The organism is Legionella shakespearei DSM 23087 (assembly GCF_000373765.1).
GTDB lineage: Bacteria > Pseudomonadota > Gammaproteobacteria > Legionellales > Legionellaceae > Legionella > Legionella shakespearei.
Genome location: NZ_KB892404.1, coordinates 1 through 18903, shown reverse-complemented (window position 1 = coordinate 18903; position 18903 = coordinate 1). Strand labels below are relative to the sequence as shown.

The window sequence follows — 18903 nt, the reverse complement described above, 5'->3', positions numbered from 1 at the left end:
TCCTGACGGTCGCGGCTCGGTTTTCGTGCGTTAGTATTTACTTCATCATGCACCAGAAAACCGAGCCGCGACTGTAAAGGAGCGGAATTTTTGTTAGGGCACTGGCCTGGTATAGCTCGTTGGATTAGGTCTCAGCGTAAAATACCCGAGACATAATAAGGCTCGTAGGCTTTGCTAATCCCAATGAAGACAATTGCTCTCTAGTAAACCATTTGCCATTCATTTCAGAAATTTTATTACCCACCGGTTTGGTTTTAATAGCCAAAGCATTAATTTCCAGATGGAAATGGCTAAAACGATGTTTAAAGGCAATAAGTGGTTTGGGATTTTCACCATGCAAGGCGTAATGATAATGAATGAAATCAAGAGGAGACGCATCGTTTTCCAGACTAGGTAAACACCATAAACCACCCCATAAACCGGCAGGAGGTCTTTTCTCAAGATAAATCTGCTCTTCATCATTCTGCAAAACCAGAAATTGCTGGTATTGAACAGGCACTGGTTTTTTAATCTTTTTAGTTGGATAGTTATCTTGTTCACCATGCCTGAATGCCAGGCAATGAGCCTGAAGAGGGCAATTACTGCAATCTGGCTTTTTTGACGTGCAGCAGGTGGCTCCCATATCCATAATTGCCTGGGTATAATCCGCACAGCGATAAGAGGGCATGCATTCATTTGCACGTTCCCACATTATTTTTTTGACTTGCGCCTGCTCAGGCCAGCCTTTTATCATAAAAAAACGCGCCAAAACTCTTTTGACATTGCCATCCATAATTGCAGTGGGCTTATTAAAGGCTTGAGATAAAATAGCGGCCGCAGTTGATGGGCCTATTCCCGGTAATTGAACCAGCTCATCAAGATCTTCCGGAAAATTACCTTGATAACTGTCACTGATGACTTTAGCGCTCTGGTGAAGATTTCTTGCCCGGCTGTAATAGCCTAATCCCGACCACAAAGAAAGCACTTCATCTTCTTCTGCTTGCGCTAACAGTTCAACAGTCGGGAAGCGATCCATAAAACGGTTAAAATAGGGAATGACTGTTTGCACCTGGGTTTGCTGCAGCATGATTTCAGAAATCCATACCCTATAGGGATGGCGCGGCGTTTGCCAGGGTAAATCCTTACGTCCATGCTTGTCATACCAGTCAAGTAAGGGCTTGCTGAATTGCTCTGCCAAATCGCTCAATGGAGTAGTTCTTTCAGTTGGCCTTTAATTTTATCAACAGGCTTTTTCAAAGTATTTTTAAGTAACGAACCCAGCAGCGGGTTAATTACTTTAAAGTCTGGTAATACTAGAGGGCGGGTGAGTGTACCTGAAATTTCCAGAGGAAAAGATCCGCCCAGTGACTGCTGGAGTTTTTGCATGGAACTGTCGCTGTTGTTGCTATTCAATATTGCTTTTAATTTAGCGCTAAGCTCCTGGTTTATTAAATTAAGCGAGCCCTGGCCATTAACCTGCAAAGTATCTGTCTGGAGCAGCAGGGTATCACTGTTCATTAGCCCATTTTGTACCTGATATTGAATATTGGCCAGCTTAAACGCTGTGCTGCCCATATTGCTTGTTTCAGAGTTCCAGTCATCAGCTTTAATCGATTGTTGCTGTAGTGAATTTCCCAACGTCAGATTATTCAATTTATCTTTAAGATTGGTCAGCAGTTGGTTTAGATTGATGTTATGGATTTGGCCATCTTTTATGGTTACATGGCCTTTACTGTTAATGCTTTCAATAAATGGCTTGTGCAGCGGTACAGTTGCATGTATGGAGTAATCCAGAGTACCGCTCACTAAATCACGACCTGACAGGGCTGTCATCAATTGTTTACCATCAAGGTTAGTAGCTGTTTGATTTAACGTGATTTGCTGGTTGGCTATATTGTAGTTCATATCTCCAACTGACTCACCATTGTAAAGAGACAGGGTGAAGGGATTGAACGTAATGCCGCTTTTATCTGTTTTAACGGTGGCATGAACATTTTTAATAATGAACTGGTTAAGTAAAATATTTTGAGCGGCGAGTTGTCCTTCTGCTGAAGATTTTACAATCCCCTTTTGCAATTCGTTAATTACTGTAGAAGCAAGAGTCAGCCTGCCTTTAAAATTAATATTTGCTTTTGCTATAGATAATGGTCCCGCTTCAATAAGTCTTGCTTTTAATTGGATAGGGAAGGGGTATTGTTGCAAATTAAATTGCTCCATAGCCACCTGTATATTTTTAAACGTAGTACGATGCCCATTGGAGTTAATAGTGATTTGGCCATGGCTCAAGGATAAATTCTGGATAGCGAACTGGTGGGCAGAGAGTTCACGAGGATTTTTAATTTTTGTTTCATCAGGGGCTGCAATTTGAGCTGCGTCTTTATTTATTTGCAACTTCAGGCCATCCACATTAATTTCACTAAAAACAAAGTCTCCTTTAAACAAAGGGGTTATTTTTAAATTGAACAGCAAGGTATCGGCAGTTAAAAAATAATTTTCATTAGCCTTTTCATCACCTATTTGAATGTTACTGAATTTCAGTCCGGGTCTTGGGAAAATTTGCCAAAAGATATCACCGTTGATTTGGCTCTTTTTATGAGTGATTGCGGTAATCTGACCATTAACTAATTGCTTGATGGTTTCAGGCTTAATATTTTTTGCCAAGATCCAGAGGGTGGCTGATGCAAATAGGATTAATGCAAATATGCCCAGTAAAATTTTCCCCAGCAACTTCATAGACTATAACTCTGAGATAAAAAAGGAAGCATATAGATAAAGGGACATCTGTCAAGCTGAACTTAACAAAACCGGCCATTTCTGCGGATAAGAAAATACCTGTATGTAAAAAAAAGCTCAGTTTGCTATTGAAAGTACCGATTAGTCAAATTAGACTGGATAAGCAGACATATTTAAATTTTTAAAGATGAGACGTAGATTTCTTTTTAAGTTTGTACTCAGGATGAGTTTACTAAATCAAGGAGATCGTCATGCATCAAGGACAATCCGAAATAGTGGTGCTAAAGCCAACCACTGTCTTTTTATCTTTTCTCGCTTCGCAATTACCAGAACAGGACTTGCCTGATTTAAAGCAATTGCAAACCGATAATACTGCTTATGTGATTACGAAACAAAATTCTGATGAAGCGACACTCAACGAAATACAAAAACATTTTTCTACTATGTTTCGTCATGAGATTAGCCGTTGGTTAGGTGTCAATGCGCGTAATGACATTGAAACCAGTTTCCTGGACTTTTTGTGCTGCTTTAAATTTGAGCTGCATTCTCATATCATTTTGATGGAACCATCAATAAGTGAAGGGAAGCAGTTATTGGTAATAAAACCTCGTACCATGTTGCTCAACTGGATCAAATCATCAGTAGATGAAGAGCAAGAATTGGTTGATATCATGGAGCGAGTCAGCCTGTCTCAGCTTGTTGAAAATGCTACTGTACTGGTGAAAAACTTCCCTGAAACCCGGGAAATCAAACCCTTTCTTAATCAATATTATAAGCCAATCTTTGAAACAGCAATGAGCCGAATGTCTAATCAGGCAGAATTATGGCCGGAAGTGAATTCATTCCAATCATTTATTCAGTATTTTTCTATTGAAATACATACTCAATTGATTCATTTGCACTAAGGAGTTGACTATGGAACCTGTGACTATAGCCCTGATTTGTGCGGCCGCATTTGGTACGGTAGTAGCTATATCTGCTTTTGTCAGACAATTATTGTTAAGTCGCGACAAAACCTTGAATGATGAAGCTCAAAGGATAGCTATTACTCAAGAGGCAGGCGAGCTTGAAAAAATGCGTGAACAAATGCAGAGTAACAAACGTTTTGACTCTCACTATAAGGTGTTAGGTGCGAACAAAGACGCCATTATGTATCTTGATAATAAAATAGAGGACATTTTACGTAAGAAAACCCAATTGGTAGATCGTTATGCTCAGGTTTCATTAAAAGAGTCTGGCGCTATTGTTGATGGGGAAATATCCGCTGAACGTAAAGCTGCCTGTGACCGTTTAAAGCAGGAAATTGACGAGGAAATCAAGTTTTACGACAGCGAGCTGGCTCATTTGCAACAGAGAAGAACTTCCTTGTGGGATACGCACGGTGACTTGCAGGAGTATCTGTTAGGGCAGGAAAAATCTCGTAATGAAAGCCTGGATTATATTTATAAGCAGCATTCGGGAATGCTTGAAAAAATATACATCCGCCACAATGAGAACAGTGAGCATATTGCGAAAAAAAGCATTGAAGCAGGAACATCCTCATTTAAAATGATGATCCTGGCTCCCATTCAGTTTTTATTGCAGTATTTTAATATCTCAACAGGTATTTCCTTCGACCAGTCAAAGATTGAAAAAGCTTCACGCGATGATGTGGATGATGTTGAAAGTGACGTGAATGATTCTGATAAAAGTGACGGCGACGATGATGTATATGGCGATGATGATGTATATAATGATGATCCCTATGATACCTCTAAAAATGATGACTCCGCTGAGGATGCTGATTCAGAGAACGACTCAAGATTAATGTTTGCTTAAAAATTATTCTTTTGAGTTAATTGATGACATCTATGCTGTCGTATATTACAATATGGTTCCTGCGAAGTCTTTGACTTGCGCGGGAACTTTAGTCTGAATTATTCTTAAGGTCTACAGGCCTTGATCTGTAAAATTATAACAAAGCCTATTTGAGGGATTAACTGTGGTCTATATAAAACGTGATACGGATGGTCAAATTTGTGCTGTGTACAGCCAGGATACTGAGGGTGTAACAGAACAGGTTGATATTGATAGTTCAGAGTTTGTTGATTTTTTAATGCGCTGTGACAAGGAACTTCATTTAAAGTTTTTACAATCGGATTTACAATTAATTCGCGTACTTGAAGACGTAATTGATATTTTAATGGATAAAAATATAATTACTATTACAGATTTTCCTCAACCAGTAATCGATAAATTATTAGCACGCCAGGCGTTCCGTAAGCGATTTGCAGGTGTTGCTGGTATGGAGTATAACGAAGATGATGAAGAAACATAATGTGTATTTTATAGCTTTTATTTTAAGTTTTATTCTGTTCAAACCTGCTTTCAGTTTAAATTTGGATTCACTCCTTCCTGATGAGCGCAATACCGTAACGGTGTTCCAAAACGCCTCACCCAAAGTTGTGTACGTTCACCGTCTGGCAACTGTATCTCACCGTTCTTTACAAAAAATGAAGGTACCTGATGGCGCTGGATCTGGAATTATATGGGATGCTCAAGGTCATATAGTAACCAATTTCCATGTAATTAATGGTGCTGATGATTTGGCTATTACTTTAGGTAATATGACTGTACCGGCAAAGGTTATTGGTGCAGAGCCGCGTAAAGACATTGCGGTACTGCAAATTAAATCACCTCAGGCCTTGGCTTATCTGAAATCATATAAACCTTTTGAAATAGTTCATTTAAATGATTTGATCGTTGGGCAAAAAGCTATTGCTATAGGTAATCCTTTTGGGCTGGATCATAGTTTATCCAAAGGGGTTATTTCTGCTCTGGGCAGACAGGTTCCTGGTATTGGCGGGGTCACTATCCACAATATGATTCAGACCGATACGCCTATTAATCCGGGTAATTCAGGTGGTCCTCTGTTAAATAGTGCCGGTCAATTAATTGGTCTTAACACAATGATTTATTCACGTTCCGGTGCTTCAGCAGGAATTGGCTTTGCGGTTCCGGCAGATGATATTGAACGCATTGTCACTCAGATTATTAAAAATGGCAGGGTAGTTTTGTCGGGCATCGGTATCCAGAGAATTGAACCTAATGTGGCTAAAAGGCTTGGTGTAAAGAAGGGGATACTTATTGCTGATGTAGTGCCCAATACGCCTGCTGCGAAATTAAAATTGCGTGGCACGCACAGAGATCAATGGGGGCGTATTGTGATGGGAGATGTAATCGTCGCTGTTAATGCGCATCCCGTGCCTGACTATGATGTTCTCTATAACATGCTGACGGAAATTAAAGTAGGGGAAGAGGTTACTCTGTCCATCCTGCGCGGCAATAAGCAAATGGATGTCAAAATGAAAACTATAGATATTGCAGCATTATAAGGAAGGCACGGTCCGTAGCCCGGTCTGCTTGCAGCCGGGATGGTGTCACCTCGAGTCCGGCTGCAAGCAGACCGGGCTACGCACTGTGCTATTCCGGAGCAACTTCCCTCCGAACTCACGTCGTCCTGAGCGCGTCTTTTTGCGCGAAGGATCTCCCTGTATTGGCACCATGCCGCTTGCGGGAGGTTCTTCGCGCAAAAGGACGCGCTCAGGACGACGTGGATCGGATATTATTAAAGATACCTTGTATCTCATCAGGCTTTTAGCTTAAGGTTACTATTCATTAATTTTTTAGGGACAGGCATGTTACTTAAACGAGAAGATTCTGTTTTGCTCCTGGTGGATGTACAGGAAAAATTAGTACCTCATGTATTGAATCACGAGGCTTTTATTGCGCGTTGCGAATGGCTTTTAAAACTGGCGAATAAAATGAATGTCCCGGTATTGGCCAGTGAACAATATCCAAAAGGTCTGGGACATACCATAGAGCAACACCGTCCTTATTTTTCCACTCAGGAGTGTATCGAAAAGATGCATTTTTCTTGCATGCAGCAACCTGAATACGTCCAGCACTTGCAGGCATATAACAAAAAACAATTAGTAGTTATTGGCATTGAAGCCCACGTTTGCGTATTACAAACGGCTATGGAAGTGAAAGAGTCCGGTTTTGATGTGTTTGTAGTAGTTGATGCAGTAAGCAGCCGCAACGAAATGGATTTGAAATACGGCTTAAAACGCATGAAGCAAGCGGGCATTCATCTGATAACCGCAGAAATGGTGTTCTTTGAATGGCTAAGACACGCAGGAAGCCCCGATTTCAAAGCACTGAGCAAAGAGTTTCTACAATAATCGAAACCCACGTACTAAATCATGCTCTGTGCCACAACAAAAATTCCGCTTCCTGACGGTCGCGGCTCGGTTTCTGGTGCACGATGAGGTCAATACGAACGCACGGAAACCGAGCCGCGACCGTCAGGAAGCGGAACCGTTATAATGGCAGAAACAGTGTTTCTGACCTGAACCCCTGGCTCCCTCAGACAAACCGAGAGAGAGCGGAGTCAACACCAGTAATCATTAAGGGGCAGGGTGACTTTCCTCTACATAGTCTTCCTTGCTTTCCAAAGTGCGTCCAGTATCAAAGCCCAGCATATCCCTAAGATAAGTAATCAATTTGGACAGGATGTTTTGATGATTTTCCTGAAGGAATTGAAAGCCATTATTAGCTTGTTCTGTATCAGCAATTTTTGTTAAATGAAAGTTGATTATTTCTGCCTTCTCAGGTGTGATTTTCACCTCTACATCGGCCTCAATTGCAGGCACCCTGGGGTCTTGGGTAAAATCTTCCCAAACTCCCTTAAAAACCAAAGTAATTTCATTAGAGGAGTTGACTTTAAGCGCCACGTTATAATTGCGATTCATTAGCAACTGGTGGCCATTTTCAAGAAGTAAAGAGTTAACAATGTTACCCAGAGGATAATGAATACCTGCTCTGTTTTGCAAAACCAGGTAAAGGATTTTATTTTGAAATTCAGTATTGGTTATGCCTCTGTCAGTCAAGGCAGTTTTGAATGATTCAATAGTTATCGTACGACCCTCGTCAACATCCTTGATTAACTCTGGAAATACGGCATAACTCTTGCCTCGGCCAATTTCTCTTGCGTCAGCCTCAGTGAACACGGACATATTCGCAGATCCTCTCACCGCTTTAATTTCGTTGCGGATTTTCGCTATATTTGTAAAAAATTTACTGTAACCAGTATATTTTAAATTTAAAGAATCATTAGCCATGATGAATACCCCCATATTCTCTATGTTTACATTATATGGCTTCTTCCTTAAGATAAAGTTAAGTGTTTGATGAAATAGAAATTAAAAAGGATAATAAATGAACTTTGATAATCAAATTGCCTTGGTTACTGGCGGTGCTTCAGGCATGGGTAAGGCCTGTGTAGAGTATTTAAAGCAGCGCGGAATGAGTGTTGTAGTATGGGATAAACAGGAAGACAAGCAAAGTGAAGCTGATTTATTCATTCATTGCGATGTGACCAGTGATGAATCGGTAGAAATGGCTATGAAAAAGACCATTAATGACCTGGGCGTTCCAAGAGTCTGCATCAATTGCGCAGGAATTGCTCCAGCAAAGCGCATTGTTGGTAAAGAGGGAGCCATGCCTCTCGCAGCATTCAAGCAGGTAATTGATGTAAACCTGATCGGAACCTTCAATGTAATGCGCGTAGCAGCACATGCTATGTCTCTTGCAGAATTAGAGCCTAAGTCACAGGAGCGAGGTGTCATCATTAACACCGCATCCATAGCCGCATTCGAAGGGCAAATCGGGCAGGCCGCATACAGTGCGTCCAAGGGAGGAATTGTTGCCATGACCCTGCCAGCGGCAAGAGAGCTGGCTCAGTTCGCCATCAGGGTGAATACTATTGCTCCGGGGTTAATAGCAACCCCCTTACTGTTAAATATGCCACAGGATGTGCAAGACGGTCTTGCCGCTACGGTTACTTTTCCTAAACGATTAGGACGTCCTGATGAATTTGCTTCTTTGGTGGGACATATTATTGAGAATGGGATGATCAACGGAGAAGTGATACGCCTCGACGGCGCCCTTCGTATGCGCTGAACGGGCGTATTTGGTGCATCTTGCGCGAAAGGCTTGCACGCAAATCCGACCGTGTAGCCCGTATTAGGCGTAGCCGTAATACGGGATCGAAGTGGCAATGAACTGATTCCCGTATTACGGCTGGCGCCTAATACGGGCTACACTCGCTTTGCCACTTCCCGAAGATGAGAGATGAGACAGCTGCATGGATTTGCTCTACAAATCACGCTTCCTGATGATGGCTGTTGTCATTTGATGATTTTAAATTACCGTTGGCTGTATATACACTAACTGCTTCTGCATTGTTTCCTGACAGGGCATTGACAATTTGTTGACGGGTGTGAAGATTGCTGGCGATTACCTGGCCGTTTATGGTATTTAAACTACGGCAGGTTGCCAGACTTGTAACCAGCTTTTCATGTAACTGATTGATGTGAATTGCTTCTGAATTACTGCAGCCTTGCAAAAATTCATTCAAAGATACGGCAGAAGATGTATTTGTGTCAGAATGATGTATTAACTCCATCCGTTGCCTGGCACTTTCTTCAAGCTTTGAAGATAACTCGTGTTTCTTGTCTGCAAGAGGTTCTAATTGTTCAAACTGGCTAGCTTCCAGAATTGTTCTTTCCTCAGCAAGCAGAGTATTCAATGCTTCTACCCAATTGATTTCCTGTTCCAAATAGCCTGCCAGTGTTTTCGCATTATTATTGTTATTATTCATTAAATCTTCCTAAACCATTAAGCCATTTCAGTATTGTTTAGCATATTCATCGCTATTTTGTCACTGTGAATCTGATAATTTCCAGACTGGATTTCAGCTTTAAAATAAGCGACACGTGCTTCATTAATTTCAGGAATATCCTGCAGGGAAGCCTTCAAAGCTTCAAGCTGCTTTGAGGTAGCACTCAGGTTAACGCTATCATGCATGGCACTATGATCTGCAGCCGCAGGTGCAGTTTCATTTTGTTTTGCCTTCAGGCGATTATCTGGCTCAATATGTTTTATATTGCCAGCATCATTGATTTGGTGAACCATAAATATATCCTCAAGCGCGTTTAACATGTTTATCGGCTCCTTTTGCAAAATCTTTAGTAAATTTCGGTTAATTTTTAACCGAAGCTTAGTTTTAGAACGCTAAAAAACCAGTCAGCGTATCACAAAACCACTTTGACTCTCTTTTTTCCAGATACCTGTGCTTCCAAAACTCGTTTTGAAGAAAGATTCTTTACATTCACGGTGTCACCCAGGATTCCATCATTCATGGCAATCCCGTCCATGCTGACCGTCAAATTATTATCAGAGGCGACTATAGTAACCTGTTCGCCACGATGTACCAGTTTTGCTAATTCGATATTAAACGGATTTAAGGCACTATTAGGTTGGATATCATGCTTACAAACCAATCCTACCAACTCATTAGTTTCAGTAAAATACCCTTGCTTTAGTTTTTGTGCATCCATCTCCATGGCATAAATGTCCTCACTACGGATACGGCTTCCTTTAACCAGAGCACGTTTGGCTACCAATACTGTCTTAAAAACACTGATTTTAACGGGTACGTATAAAGTCCAATGGTTGGTTTCTTCCATACATTTGATACCCATAGTATTAGTATTAAGCATGGGAGTCTGGTAGGGATTAAAGATTTCCAGTTGCTCTTCCGCGCAGGCTTTCAGGTTGAGACGCGGATCAAGACTGTCAGCACGAACCAAAACTTTTCCTTCGGAGAAGGTAGCCAGTTCATTAAGCACATGAGCTTCAATTTTATTTTTTAATAATTCAAGGGATTGAACCGCATCGCTATAAGCGACACAGATGCTTGCAAAAAAAATGAAAACGCTTAGTATGCTCTTTTTCACAACAGTAACCCCTTTGTATTGTCACTCAATTTGTTTGAGATGACTTGTCCATGCAATTTTTGCGCCAATGATGAGGAGTATAACATGAGAGACTGTTTTGCTGTCTACCTGCTTAAGTCTTTGAAATGTATAGCCAGAACATTTGGATACATAATCATTGTCTGTTTGATTTTTTCCACCGGGCACACCGAGAGCCATCATCCCCAGGATTTTTTAAAATCCATTAAAGGAGCTCCCGATGAAGGGGAGCAGATTTATAATCATTTTTGTGTTAACTGCCATGCTTTAAAGCCATTGATTCCTTTAGGTGCGCCAAGAAAGGGTGAGCTTGGGGATTGGAAAGAGCGATTAAAACAAGGTTTTGATGTTCTTTTTAAACACACTGATGAGGGCTTTAATGCCATGCCAGCTCGTGGAGGATGCTTTGAGTGTACGGATGAGCAGTTGGGGTTGTCTATAATCACAATGGTTCCAAAAGAGGCACAAAAAGACCTATTAAATGCGCTTAGAGACTATAAAAAATACAAAGAGTAAAAAAAAATTATAAAAAAGACTAAACCTATTTTTAAATCTCCCGATACAGTAAAAAAAAGAGGGAGATATAAAGTGAAAAAACAACTACTGTTAGTTCCTGTTTGTGCCTTGGCGGCTTCTTGTGCCTCCATGGATAGATCTACGGCTGTGGTCGATGATGCGGGCTATACTCATTACACTATGAGCATGGCGTCAGACCATAAAGGTGCGAATTACTTTCCGGAGAAAAGAGAAGCTACGGGGAGAAAGGTATTTATCTTTGATCCCAAGGCAACTGCATGGGCAGCATACGATGCTCAGGGGAACAGAGTAAATACAGGAAGCGCTTCTGGAGGTAAGGATTTTTGTGAGGACGTAGGCAGAGGTTGCCGTACGGTTACTGGTAGTTTCAAAGTGTATTCCAAGAAAGGTGAGGAATGTACTTCCAGTATTTACCCAATCGAAACTGGCGGTGGTGCCAAAATGCCTTATTGCATGCACTTTAGCGGCGGATATTCGATACATGCGGCTTACGAAGTACCAAACTATAACGCAAGTCATGGTTGTATCAGGGTTTTACCCAGTGCAGCTAAATGGTTGAACCAGAATTTTATTGATATAGGTACTAGTGTTATCGTTAAGCCATACTAATATACAGTTTAATAATTAAGAATCTCCACTACTGCCCTGCATCATTGCAGGGCTTTTTTTTTGTCCGTTCCAGCCTCATGTACACTAAGACTATAACAATGATTTATAAAAACTGTAGCCTTGATTTCGCTGTTGCTGCATCAAGACTACGTCTATTTTAAAATTTAATGCTTCAACCCTCAGTGACTATTGATAATATTAATATCAGCACTTACTATCCTGCATTTTGTATTTTAGAGACAGATAATGATTTTATGTATTGATGTTGGGAATTCTCATATTTATGGTGGTGTATTTGATGGTGATGAAATTAAGTTGCGTTTTAGGCACACGTCTAAAGTCAGTACCTCTGATGAGCTGGGAATATTTTTAAAAAGTGTTTTGCGTGAAAATAACTGTTCTCCTGAGCAAATCAAAAAAATCGGTATTTGTTCGGTGGTTCCTCAGGTAGATTATTCCTTACGTTCCGCCTGCGTGAAATATTTCGCAACAGAACCTTTTCTGCTCCAGGCAGGAGTTAAAACCGGTTTGAATATCAAATACCGCAATCCTGTGGAAGTAGGGGCTGACAGGATTTCAAATGCAATTGCTGCGACACACAGTTACCCCAATCAAAATATAATTGTCATTGATTTTGGCACCGCAACTACTTTTTGCGTGATTACCGCTCAAAAGGCCTATTTAGGCGGAGCGATTTTACCCGGCGTACGTTTGTCGGTAGATGCATTATCCAATAACACAGCCAAATTACCTTCAGTAGAAATCATCAAGACAGAACAAGTAGTAGGGCGCACAACCATTGAAAGCATCCAGTCAGGAGTTTATTACGGTGTATTGGGTGCCTGTAAGGAATTAATTCAAAGGATTAACCAAGACTCTTTTGGCGGAGATAAAGCCTTGGTCTTGGCAACAGGTGGCTTCGCTTCATTATTTGACAAACAAGGCCTCTACGATCATTTGGTTCCCGACCTGGTCTTACAGGGCATCCGCCTGGCAGCCTTAATGAATCTCCAGTCTGATTCAGGTAGTGCAAATTAACATATAGCTCTCAGTAGCTCTCAGCAGTGGCACATTGCAATCCGAGCCGCGACCGTGAGGAAGCGGAACAGTTTGTAGCCCGGTTGCTTGCAACCGGGATCGAAGTGGCACCATCCCGGCTGCAATCAGCTGATTCTTCTACATATCTTTGCCATTACCCGATCCACGTCGTCCTGAGCGCGTCTTTTTTGCGCGAAGGATCTCCTGAAAGCGGCATGGTGCCAGTATTTGGAGATCCTTCGCGCAAAAAAGACGCGCTCAGGACGACGTAGATCGGACTAATACAACGATGTGTACGATCATTTTTATTTTTCATTCCTAATTGCTCTCAATTATTTCGTTTAGATTATTAATTAACCAATATCTCATTCGATCCTCCCAACCTGCCAAAAAAATAACAAAAAAGTGGGTTTTTTGCTTGACGGGTGCAGAAATGTGTTCCTATAGTGTATAAAAGTGGGGTAAAATAATAAAAAAGTGGAGAATTGTGGGAGGAGTTAAATCTTCTCACTCGGGAAAACTATGTTTCGTGGAATAAATACCATCACCATAGATACAAAAGGGCGGCTCGCTATCCCTACGCGCTATCGCAGCGCTCTGGGGGCGGACGAGAAAATCCCTTTGGTGGTGACTATTGATACCGAAGAAACCTGTTTACTGCTCTACACAGCAGCACAATGGCAGGTGATTGAAGACAATTTGCAGAAATTACCCAGTTTTAATGCGGCCGCACGCCGAATACAACGTCTGTTGATAGGTCACGCAACAGACGTCGAGGTGGATGCCAATGGCAGGGTGCTTTTACCTACTGTTCTGCGCAATTACGCAAAGCTCGAGAAAGATGTCGTGATGATAGGGCAGGGAAATAAATTTGAGGTTTGGAATAAAGAACTTTGGGAATCCAAGCGGGAACAATGGCTGGCTGATGAAGCTTCCGGTTCGGATGGATTACCTGATGAAATGAAAACGTTTTCTCTGTAATGGATAGTTAAATGGCAAAGCATCAATCAGTTTTATTACATGAATCAATAAAAGGTTTAGCCATAAAAGCCAATGGAACCTATTTTGATGGAACCTTTGGCCGTGGCGGGCACAGCCGGGAAATTTTGAATCATTTAAATGATGATGGAACACTTTTCGCCATAGATAAAGATACAGACGCAATTCAGCATGCTAAAGATAATTTCGGACTGGATAAACGTTTTCATATTATTCATGGCTCATTTGCCCAAATTCGCGATTTCGCTGCAGATGCAGGCGTTCTTGGCGCAGTAGATGGCATTTTGCTGGATTTGGGAGTCTCTTCGCCGCAACTGGATAATCCCGAAAGAGGATTCAGTTTTATGCAGCAGGGTCCGCTGGACATGAGAATGGATGTAACCCAGGCTACCAGCGCCGCTAAATTCGTTAATGAAGCAGAAGCCGATGAAATGGCAGCTATTTTCAGAACCTACGGTGAAGAACGGTTTGCAGGCAGGATAGCCAGAGCAATTGTTGAAGCTCGTAAAGCCAAACCTATCATGACCACTCTGGAACTGGCTGAAATAGTTAAAGAAGCGAACCCAAAGTGGGAAAAACACAAACACCCGGCTACCCGTGTTTTTCAGGCGATTCGCATTCATGTGAATCAGGAATTAACTGATTTAAGCAGTTGTCTGGAACAGTGCCTGGATGTTTTGGCTCCAGGCGGGCGTCTTGCAGTAATCAGTTTCCACTCCCTGGAAGACAGGATAGTAAAACAGTTCATGCGTGACAAAGAAAAAGGAAATCAGCCGCCGCCTGAAGTTCCAGTGAAATACGAAGAAATGAAAACAGGATTTAAGAGGGTAGGTAAAGCAGTAATGCCGCAGGATGATGAAGTAAAAGAAAATGTAAGGGCTAGAAGTGCAGTGCTTAGAATAGGGGAGAAATTAGCATGAATGCTGCAGCAAAGGTAATTAATCAGGGTAACTTATTCAATGGTCAATTGGCAGATATGCACATGTCAAAATCAATATATATGTTGATAGTATTATTAGCAGCTGTGTTGGTAAGTGCCTTTGCAGTGATCTATAGCACTAACGCCTACCGTTCAACTTTTAGCCTGGTTGAGCAGGAAGAGCAGCAATCTCATTTTTTCCAATTGCAATGGGGCCAGTTATTACTCGAGCAAGCCAGTCTGGCTACCCCGGCACGAGTTCAAGAACTGGCAACAGAAAAGATGGGAATGACTTTGCCAACACCTAAAAATACTTTTCTGCTACATGCACAATGAACACAACTCTTCAATCCGTTGAAGAAATATGCAGTAACGCTATGAACTTAAACCATATACCCAGGCTTCTGAGGTATATGGAAAATTCATCTCGAAAAATTTTGAGGCTTCATGTACACTGCACACCCAACGAATTCTTGCACAGTAAAATAACCTTTGTGCTTCAAAATACTATTTTTGGATAGTGAACCATGAAAAAAACAGGCCATTTTGCCCGACTTGTAACTGTAGCTGTTTTTTTTTCCCTTCTCTTGATCGTCTTAATCTGGCGAATGGTTGACCTTACCGTGTTGCACAGACAATTCTTGCAAGGCCAAGGTAATGCCCGCAGTTTAAGAGTTATAGACATACCTGCTTACAGAGGAATGATTACTGACAGACATGGCACACCACTGGCGGTAAGTACTCCGGTTGAATCCGTCTGGGTGAATCCCAAAGAGTTTTCTCCCGATGAACCACAGTTCATGCAATTAGCCAAATACTTAAATTTATCCCCCAAAGAATTAAGCAGAAAGGTAGTACAAGCCCAGAATAGAGAGTTCCTGTATTTACAACGACAACTCCCCCCCATGCTTTCAAAAAAAATTGAAGCATTGAAAATACCCGGAATAAATTTTCAAAAAGAATTTAAACGTTATTACCCTGATTCCGACAGCATTTCCCAATTACTGGGTTTTACTAACGTGGATGATCAAGGATTGGAAGGAATCGAATTAGCCTATCAGGATTGGTTAATGGGTGTGGTGGGCAAGAAACGGGTGATAAAAGATCGTACAGGGCGTGTCATCGAAGAGTTGGGAGTAGTAAAAGAACCACGGCCTGGGCATGAATTACCATTAAGTATAGACCGGCGTTTACAATATCTTGCCTACAGCGAGCTGAATAAAACTGTAGAGGAATTTGCTGCCAAATCAGGATCTGTGGTCGTAGTTGACGCTGAGAATGGAGAAATTTTGGCTATAGCCAATTACCCCTCGTACAACCCCAATTCACGAGGACGTTATGACAGGGATACTTACAGAAACCGTGCTTTAACAGATACCTTTGAGCCGGGTTCAGTAATTAAACCCTTTAGTATTGCCAGCGCTTTGGAAACCGGCTTATTTACTCCCGATACCATTATTGACACTAACCCCAGCTGGATGTCCGTGCATGGGCATACGGTACGTGATGTGCATAATTACGGGGTTTTGGATGTTACCGGAGTATTGCAGCATTCCAGTAACGTAGGTGTTACTAAAATGGTTTTGGCAAGCCCGCCGGAACAATTGATTGGTTTATTACAGCGCAGTGGCTTTGGCCAACGCACAGAAAGTGCATATCCAGGTGAAAGTGAAGGCTCCATCGTTAAAGCCAAAGATGCTAATCCCTTCGTGTTAGCTACTCTGGGCTTTGGTTATGGCGTATCAGTAACTGCCTTGCAATTAGCCAAGGCAAGTTTGATTTTTGCCAATAAAGGGCGAATCATGCCGGTCACCCTAATCCATAATGATACGGTTTCTCCTGGTGAACAAGTGATGCAACCTAAAACAGCAGAACAAGTGTTGGCCATGATGGAAGCTGTGATGGATGGTACTGGTAAAAGTGCCAGAGTCCCTGGATACCGGGTTGCCGGAAAAACAGGTACGGCTCGAGTGGCAGGAAAGAACGGTTATAAAGAAAGAAAATATACCTCAAGCTTTATCGGCATAGCTCCTGTTTCCAAACCCCGTTTTGTGGTGGTAGTGGTGATTCATGAACCCTCTCGCAAGGGATACTACGCGGCAGCGGTGGCTTCTCCCTTATTTGCAAAAGTTATGGGGGGTGCACTAAGATTATTTAACGTACCGACTGATGAGCAAGTGGGATAGACTTGGTTAGAACTTGTAGCCTGTATTAGCGGAGCGTAATACAGGATCGAAGTGGCAATTTCCCGTATTACGCTTCGCTAATACGGGCTACACTAAATAGAATAGAGGATAAATCAGTGGAACTTATTCAATTATTAAAGCCTTGGCTTAAACAGGAAGTAGCTGATTGCACTATTAATGATATTAAAAATGACAGCCGTAAGGTTCAGCCCGGAGACTTGTTCATTGCTTATCCCGGAGCTGCTGCTGATGGTCGCTTGTTTATAGGTAAAGCTGTTTCTGCCGGTGCTGTGGCTGTTGTTTATGATCCTCTGAATGTACCGGATTCAGTAGTATTACCCACATCAATTCCGTGTGTGGCCATAGAACATTTAGCAGAACAATTGGCATTATTAGCAAAACGATTTTACGGTAACCCCGGCGAATCATTAACGATTTCCGGCGTCACTGGCACCAATGGGAAAACGACCATAGCCTATCAATTGGCTCAGGCTCATTCCTTGCTGGGCAAGAAAACGGCATACATTGGTACTATAGGACAGGGCGATGTGAATGAGCTAAAACTACTGGACAACACAACACCTGATGCACTTTGCCTGCAAAAATTATTATATGAATACAAAAATCAAGGCATTAAACACGTGTGTATGGAAGTTTCATCCCATGCCTTAAGTCAACATCGTGTAGACGGCATCGAATTTAATCAGGCTTTATTCACCAATCTGACCCTGGATCATTTGGATTATCATCATACAATGGAAGCTTATGCTGCTGCCAAGGCATTATTATTCTCACGCGACTCCCTAAGTTGCGCCATTATTAACAAAGATGACGAATACCAACAAGTAATGATGGATGCTGTAAAACCCCGCGTGACCAAACTTACCTACGGCCTGGATCATGATGCGGATATAAAAGCGATTAAATGGCACACAGCTATTGATGGAACTGAAATTGAAGTCCGTTCTCCCTGGGGAGCTCATCAACTGAAGATTAAAGCGTTAGGCCAATTTAATATTTATAATACTCTGGCGGTGTTCAGCAGTTTGTTAGCCAGTGGTTATGATCCGGAACATGTGATTGACGTTATGACGCAATTGCATGCAGCTCCCGGACGTATGGAAATAGTGGCCACCTCTCCTTACGTGCTCGTTGATTATGCTCATACACCTGATGCATTGGAAAACGTACTGACTACCTTGAGTCAACTGAAGAAAGGCCAGCTATGGGTTGTGTTTGGCTGCGGTGGCGACAGAGATAAAACCAAACGCCCAATAATGGGTAAAGCGGCCAGTTTGTATGCAGATAAAATAATAATCACCAGCGATAACCCGCGCAGTGAAGATCCTGAATTGATTGTCGATGATATTGCTCAGGGAATAACAACTTCCAAGCAGGTCACACGATTAATTAACCGGGAAGAGGCCATCGCATTCGCCCTCAGTGAAGCCAATGAAAATGACATCGTTCTGATCGCTGGAAAAGGGCATGAAGCCTACCAGCAAATAGGCTCAGAAAAATATGTGTTTTCAGATCAGGCCGTTGTTAAAAAGTTGATGCAGTCAAGGGCAGCAGCAAAGTAAAGGTGTATCTGGATTTCGTAGCCCGTATTAGGCGCCAGCCGTAATACGGGATCGGAGTGGAAATGAACTCATTCCCGTATTACGGCTGGCGCCTAATACGGGCTACAATGCTGCAGGTACCTTACTCTCTTCTACACCCGATCCACGTCGTCCCGAGCGCGTCTTTTTGCGCGAAGGATCTCCCACAATCGGCATAGTGCCAGTATTTGGAGATCAACTATGTTTCAGAACATATTTTCAATGATTTAAATTTGCCTAATTTGACACATTTAACTTCGTTCCTGCATCTCTCACTCTGGCATTAGCAATAACAATGATTTTCCGCATTAAAGCAGTTAATGCCACCATTTTTTTCTTTCCAGCGGAAATAAGCTGATTAAAAAATGTTTTCAATGACGAGTTAGAGCGTCTGGCCGCCATAGCTGCCATAAATAACATAGATTTAACCCCGCTCCGTCCAT

20 protein-coding genes and 1 pseudogene are annotated in these 18903 nt (G+C 42.0%); 14 read left to right on the top strand and 7 right to left on the bottom strand.

Annotation, left to right across the window (positions count from 1 at the left end; all coding sequences use genetic code 11):
- Window positions 1–124: 124 nt before the first annotated feature.
- The gene (mutY, locus tag B094_RS0108920) at window positions 125–1186 is read right to left on the bottom strand and encodes an A/G-specific adenine glycosylase (RefSeq protein WP_018577462.1); all 1062 of its coding nucleotides are present in this window, start codon (window positions 1184–1186) and stop codon (window positions 125–127) included.
- On the bottom strand, window positions 1183–2712 hold the full coding sequence (locus B094_RS0108915) for an AsmA family protein (RefSeq protein ID WP_018577461.1): 1530 nt from the start codon (window positions 2710–2712) through the stop codon (window positions 1183–1185). The genes mutY and B094_RS0108915 overlap by 4 nt, the downstream gene beginning before the upstream one ends.
- A 251-nt stretch (window positions 2713–2963) precedes the next feature.
- On the opposite strand from B094_RS0108915, the gene B094_RS0108910 reads away from it, so the two are divergent.
- From B094_RS0108910 to B094_RS0108890, 5 genes are all read left to right on the top strand, one after another.
- Window positions 2964–3617, top strand: a complete 654-nt coding sequence (locus B094_RS0108910) for a hypothetical protein (protein ID WP_018577460.1) — start codon at window positions 2964–2966, stop codon at window positions 3615–3617.
- 10 nt (window positions 3618–3627) lie between these two features.
- Entirely contained in the window at window positions 3628–4530 is a 903-nt protein-coding gene (locus B094_RS0108905) for a hypothetical protein (RefSeq protein WP_018577459.1), read from the top strand.
- Window positions 4531–4693: 163 nt separating this feature from the next.
- The gene (locus B094_RS0108900; protein ID WP_018577458.1) at window positions 4694–5029 is read left to right on the top strand and encodes a hypothetical protein; all 336 of its coding nucleotides are present in this window, start codon (window positions 4694–4696) and stop codon (window positions 5027–5029) included.
- Window positions 5013–6086: a S1C family serine protease gene (locus tag B094_RS0108895; protein ID WP_018577457.1), complete on the top strand. Its 1074-nt coding sequence runs from the start codon at window positions 5013–5015 to the stop codon at window positions 6084–6086. The genes B094_RS0108900 and B094_RS0108895 overlap by 17 nt, the downstream gene beginning before the upstream one ends.
- Window positions 6087–6389: 303 nt before the next feature.
- Entirely contained in the window at window positions 6390–6935 is a 546-nt protein-coding gene (locus B094_RS0108890) for an isochorismatase family protein (RefSeq protein ID WP_018577456.1), read from the top strand.
- Window positions 6936–7160: 225 nt separating this feature from the next.
- Here B094_RS0108890 and B094_RS0108885 read toward each other — a convergent pair whose 3' ends face one another.
- Window positions 7161–7874 carry a hypothetical protein gene (locus B094_RS0108885; RefSeq protein ID WP_156412807.1) on the bottom strand — a complete coding sequence of 238 codons (714 nt, stop codon included), beginning with the start codon at window positions 7872–7874 and terminating at the stop codon, window positions 7161–7163.
- Window positions 7875–7971: 97 nt separating this feature from the next.
- On the opposite strand from B094_RS0108885, the gene B094_RS0108880 reads away from it, so the two are divergent.
- Window positions 7972–8715: an SDR family NAD(P)-dependent oxidoreductase gene (locus B094_RS0108880; protein ID WP_018577454.1), complete on the top strand. Its 744-nt coding sequence runs from the start codon at window positions 7972–7974 to the stop codon at window positions 8713–8715.
- 202 nt (window positions 8716–8917) lie between these two features.
- Here B094_RS0108880 and B094_RS0108875 read toward each other — a convergent pair whose 3' ends face one another.
- The 3 genes from B094_RS0108875 to flgA form a co-directional block, all read right to left on the bottom strand.
- Window positions 8918–9415, bottom strand: coding sequence for a flagella synthesis protein FlgN (locus B094_RS0108875; protein ID WP_018577453.1), 498 nt, complete (start codon window positions 9413–9415; stop codon window positions 8918–8920).
- Between the two features lie 17 nt (window positions 9416–9432).
- The gene (flgM, locus tag B094_RS0108870; protein WP_018577452.1) at window positions 9433–9756 is read right to left on the bottom strand and encodes a flagellar biosynthesis anti-sigma factor FlgM; all 324 of its coding nucleotides are present in this window, start codon (window positions 9754–9756) and stop codon (window positions 9433–9435) included.
- A 92-nt stretch (window positions 9757–9848) separates the two neighbouring features.
- Window positions 9849–10553 carry a flagellar basal body P-ring formation chaperone FlgA gene (gene flgA / locus B094_RS0108865; protein WP_018577451.1) on the bottom strand — a complete coding sequence of 235 codons (705 nt, stop codon included), beginning with the start codon at window positions 10551–10553 and terminating at the stop codon, window positions 9849–9851.
- An 84-nt stretch (window positions 10554–10637) separates the two neighbouring features.
- Between flgA and B094_RS0108860 the strand changes: the two genes are divergently transcribed.
- The 8 genes from B094_RS0108860 to B094_RS0108825 all read left to right on the top strand — a co-directional run bounded on the left by B094_RS0108860 (window position 10638) and on the right by B094_RS0108825 (window position 18442).
- On the top strand, window positions 10638–11087 hold the full coding sequence (locus B094_RS0108860; RefSeq protein ID WP_018577450.1) for a c-type cytochrome: 450 nt from the start codon (window positions 10638–10640) through the stop codon (window positions 11085–11087).
- A gap of 72 nt (window positions 11088–11159) precedes the next feature.
- Window positions 11160–11717 (top strand): L,D-transpeptidase, encoded by a 558-nt coding sequence (locus B094_RS0108855; RefSeq protein WP_018577449.1) that lies wholly within the window; start codon window positions 11160–11162, stop codon window positions 11715–11717.
- Between the two features lie 246 nt (window positions 11718–11963).
- Complete coding sequence (locus B094_RS0108850) at window positions 11964–12755, top strand: type III pantothenate kinase (RefSeq protein WP_018577448.1); 792 nt, start codon at window positions 11964–11966, stop codon at window positions 12753–12755.
- Between the two features lie 522 nt (window positions 12756–13277).
- Window positions 13278–13736 (top strand): division/cell wall cluster transcriptional repressor MraZ, encoded by a 459-nt coding sequence (gene mraZ, locus B094_RS0108845; protein WP_018577447.1) that lies wholly within the window; start codon window positions 13278–13280, stop codon window positions 13734–13736.
- Window positions 13737–13747: 11 nt separating this feature from the next.
- Window positions 13748–14674: a 16S rRNA (cytosine(1402)-N(4))-methyltransferase RsmH gene (gene rsmH, locus B094_RS0108840; protein WP_018577446.1), complete on the top strand. Its 927-nt coding sequence runs from the start codon at window positions 13748–13750 to the stop codon at window positions 14672–14674.
- Entirely contained in the window at window positions 14671–15009 is a 339-nt protein-coding gene (gene ftsL / locus B094_RS0108835) for a cell division protein FtsL (protein WP_018577445.1), read from the top strand. Before rsmH ends, ftsL begins: the two co-directional genes overlap by 4 nt.
- Before the next feature lie 191 nt (window positions 15010–15200).
- Complete coding sequence (locus B094_RS0108830; protein WP_018577444.1) at window positions 15201–16859, top strand: peptidoglycan D,D-transpeptidase FtsI family protein; 1659 nt, start codon at window positions 15201–15203, stop codon at window positions 16857–16859.
- A gap of 116 nt (window positions 16860–16975) precedes the next feature.
- Entirely contained in the window at window positions 16976–18442 is a 1467-nt protein-coding gene (locus B094_RS0108825) for a UDP-N-acetylmuramoyl-L-alanyl-D-glutamate--2,6-diaminopimelate ligase (protein ID WP_018577443.1), read from the top strand.
- Between the two features lie 255 nt (window positions 18443–18697).
- On the opposite strand, the pseudogene B094_RS0108820 reads toward B094_RS0108825, so the two are convergent.
- Window positions 18698–18903 (bottom strand): annotated as a pseudogene (locus B094_RS0108820) (hypothetical protein); the annotation flags it as partial.

What these genes read in the sequence shown, in the direction of transcription:
- ftsL (WP_018577445.1), top strand. Translation starts at nt 14,671, where the DNA reads ATGAATGCTGCAGCAAAGGTAATTAATCAGGGTAACTTATTCAATGGT.
- B094_RS0108830 (WP_018577444.1), top strand. Translation starts at nt 15,201, where the DNA reads ATGAAAAAAACAGGCCATTTTGCCCGACTTGTAACTGTAGCTGTTTTT.
- B094_RS0108915 (WP_018577461.1), bottom strand. Translation starts at nt 2,712, where the DNA reads ATGAAGTTGCTGGGGAAAATTTTACTGGGCATATTTGCATTAATCCTA.
- B094_RS0108860 (WP_018577450.1), top strand. Translation starts at nt 10,638, where the DNA reads ATGAGAGACTGTTTTGCTGTCTACCTGCTTAAGTCTTTGAAATGTATA.
- B094_RS0108885 (WP_156412807.1), bottom strand. Translation starts at nt 7,874, where the DNA reads ATGGCTAATGATTCTTTAAATTTAAAATATACTGGTTACAGTAAATTT.
- B094_RS0108895 (WP_018577457.1), top strand. Translation starts at nt 5,013, where the DNA reads ATGATGAAGAAACATAATGTGTATTTTATAGCTTTTATTTTAAGTTTT.
- B094_RS0108890 (WP_018577456.1), top strand. Translation starts at nt 6,390, where the DNA reads ATGTTACTTAAACGAGAAGATTCTGTTTTGCTCCTGGTGGATGTACAG.
- mraZ (WP_018577447.1), top strand. Translation starts at nt 13,278, where the DNA reads ATGTTTCGTGGAATAAATACCATCACCATAGATACAAAAGGGCGGCTC.
- flgM (WP_018577452.1), bottom strand. Translation starts at nt 9,756, where the DNA reads ATGTTAAACGCGCTTGAGGATATATTTATGGTTCACCAAATCAATGAT.
- rsmH (WP_018577446.1), top strand. Translation starts at nt 13,748, where the DNA reads ATGGCAAAGCATCAATCAGTTTTATTACATGAATCAATAAAAGGTTTA.
- B094_RS0108875 (WP_018577453.1), bottom strand. Translation starts at nt 9,415, where the DNA reads ATGAATAATAACAATAATAATGCGAAAACACTGGCAGGCTATTTGGAA.
- B094_RS0108910 (WP_018577460.1), top strand. Translation starts at nt 2,964, where the DNA reads ATGCATCAAGGACAATCCGAAATAGTGGTGCTAAAGCCAACCACTGTC.
- B094_RS0108880 (WP_018577454.1), top strand. Translation starts at nt 7,972, where the DNA reads ATGAACTTTGATAATCAAATTGCCTTGGTTACTGGCGGTGCTTCAGGC.
- B094_RS0108905 (WP_018577459.1), top strand. Translation starts at nt 3,628, where the DNA reads ATGGAACCTGTGACTATAGCCCTGATTTGTGCGGCCGCATTTGGTACG.
- B094_RS0108850 (WP_018577448.1), top strand. Translation starts at nt 11,964, where the DNA reads ATGATTTTATGTATTGATGTTGGGAATTCTCATATTTATGGTGGTGTA.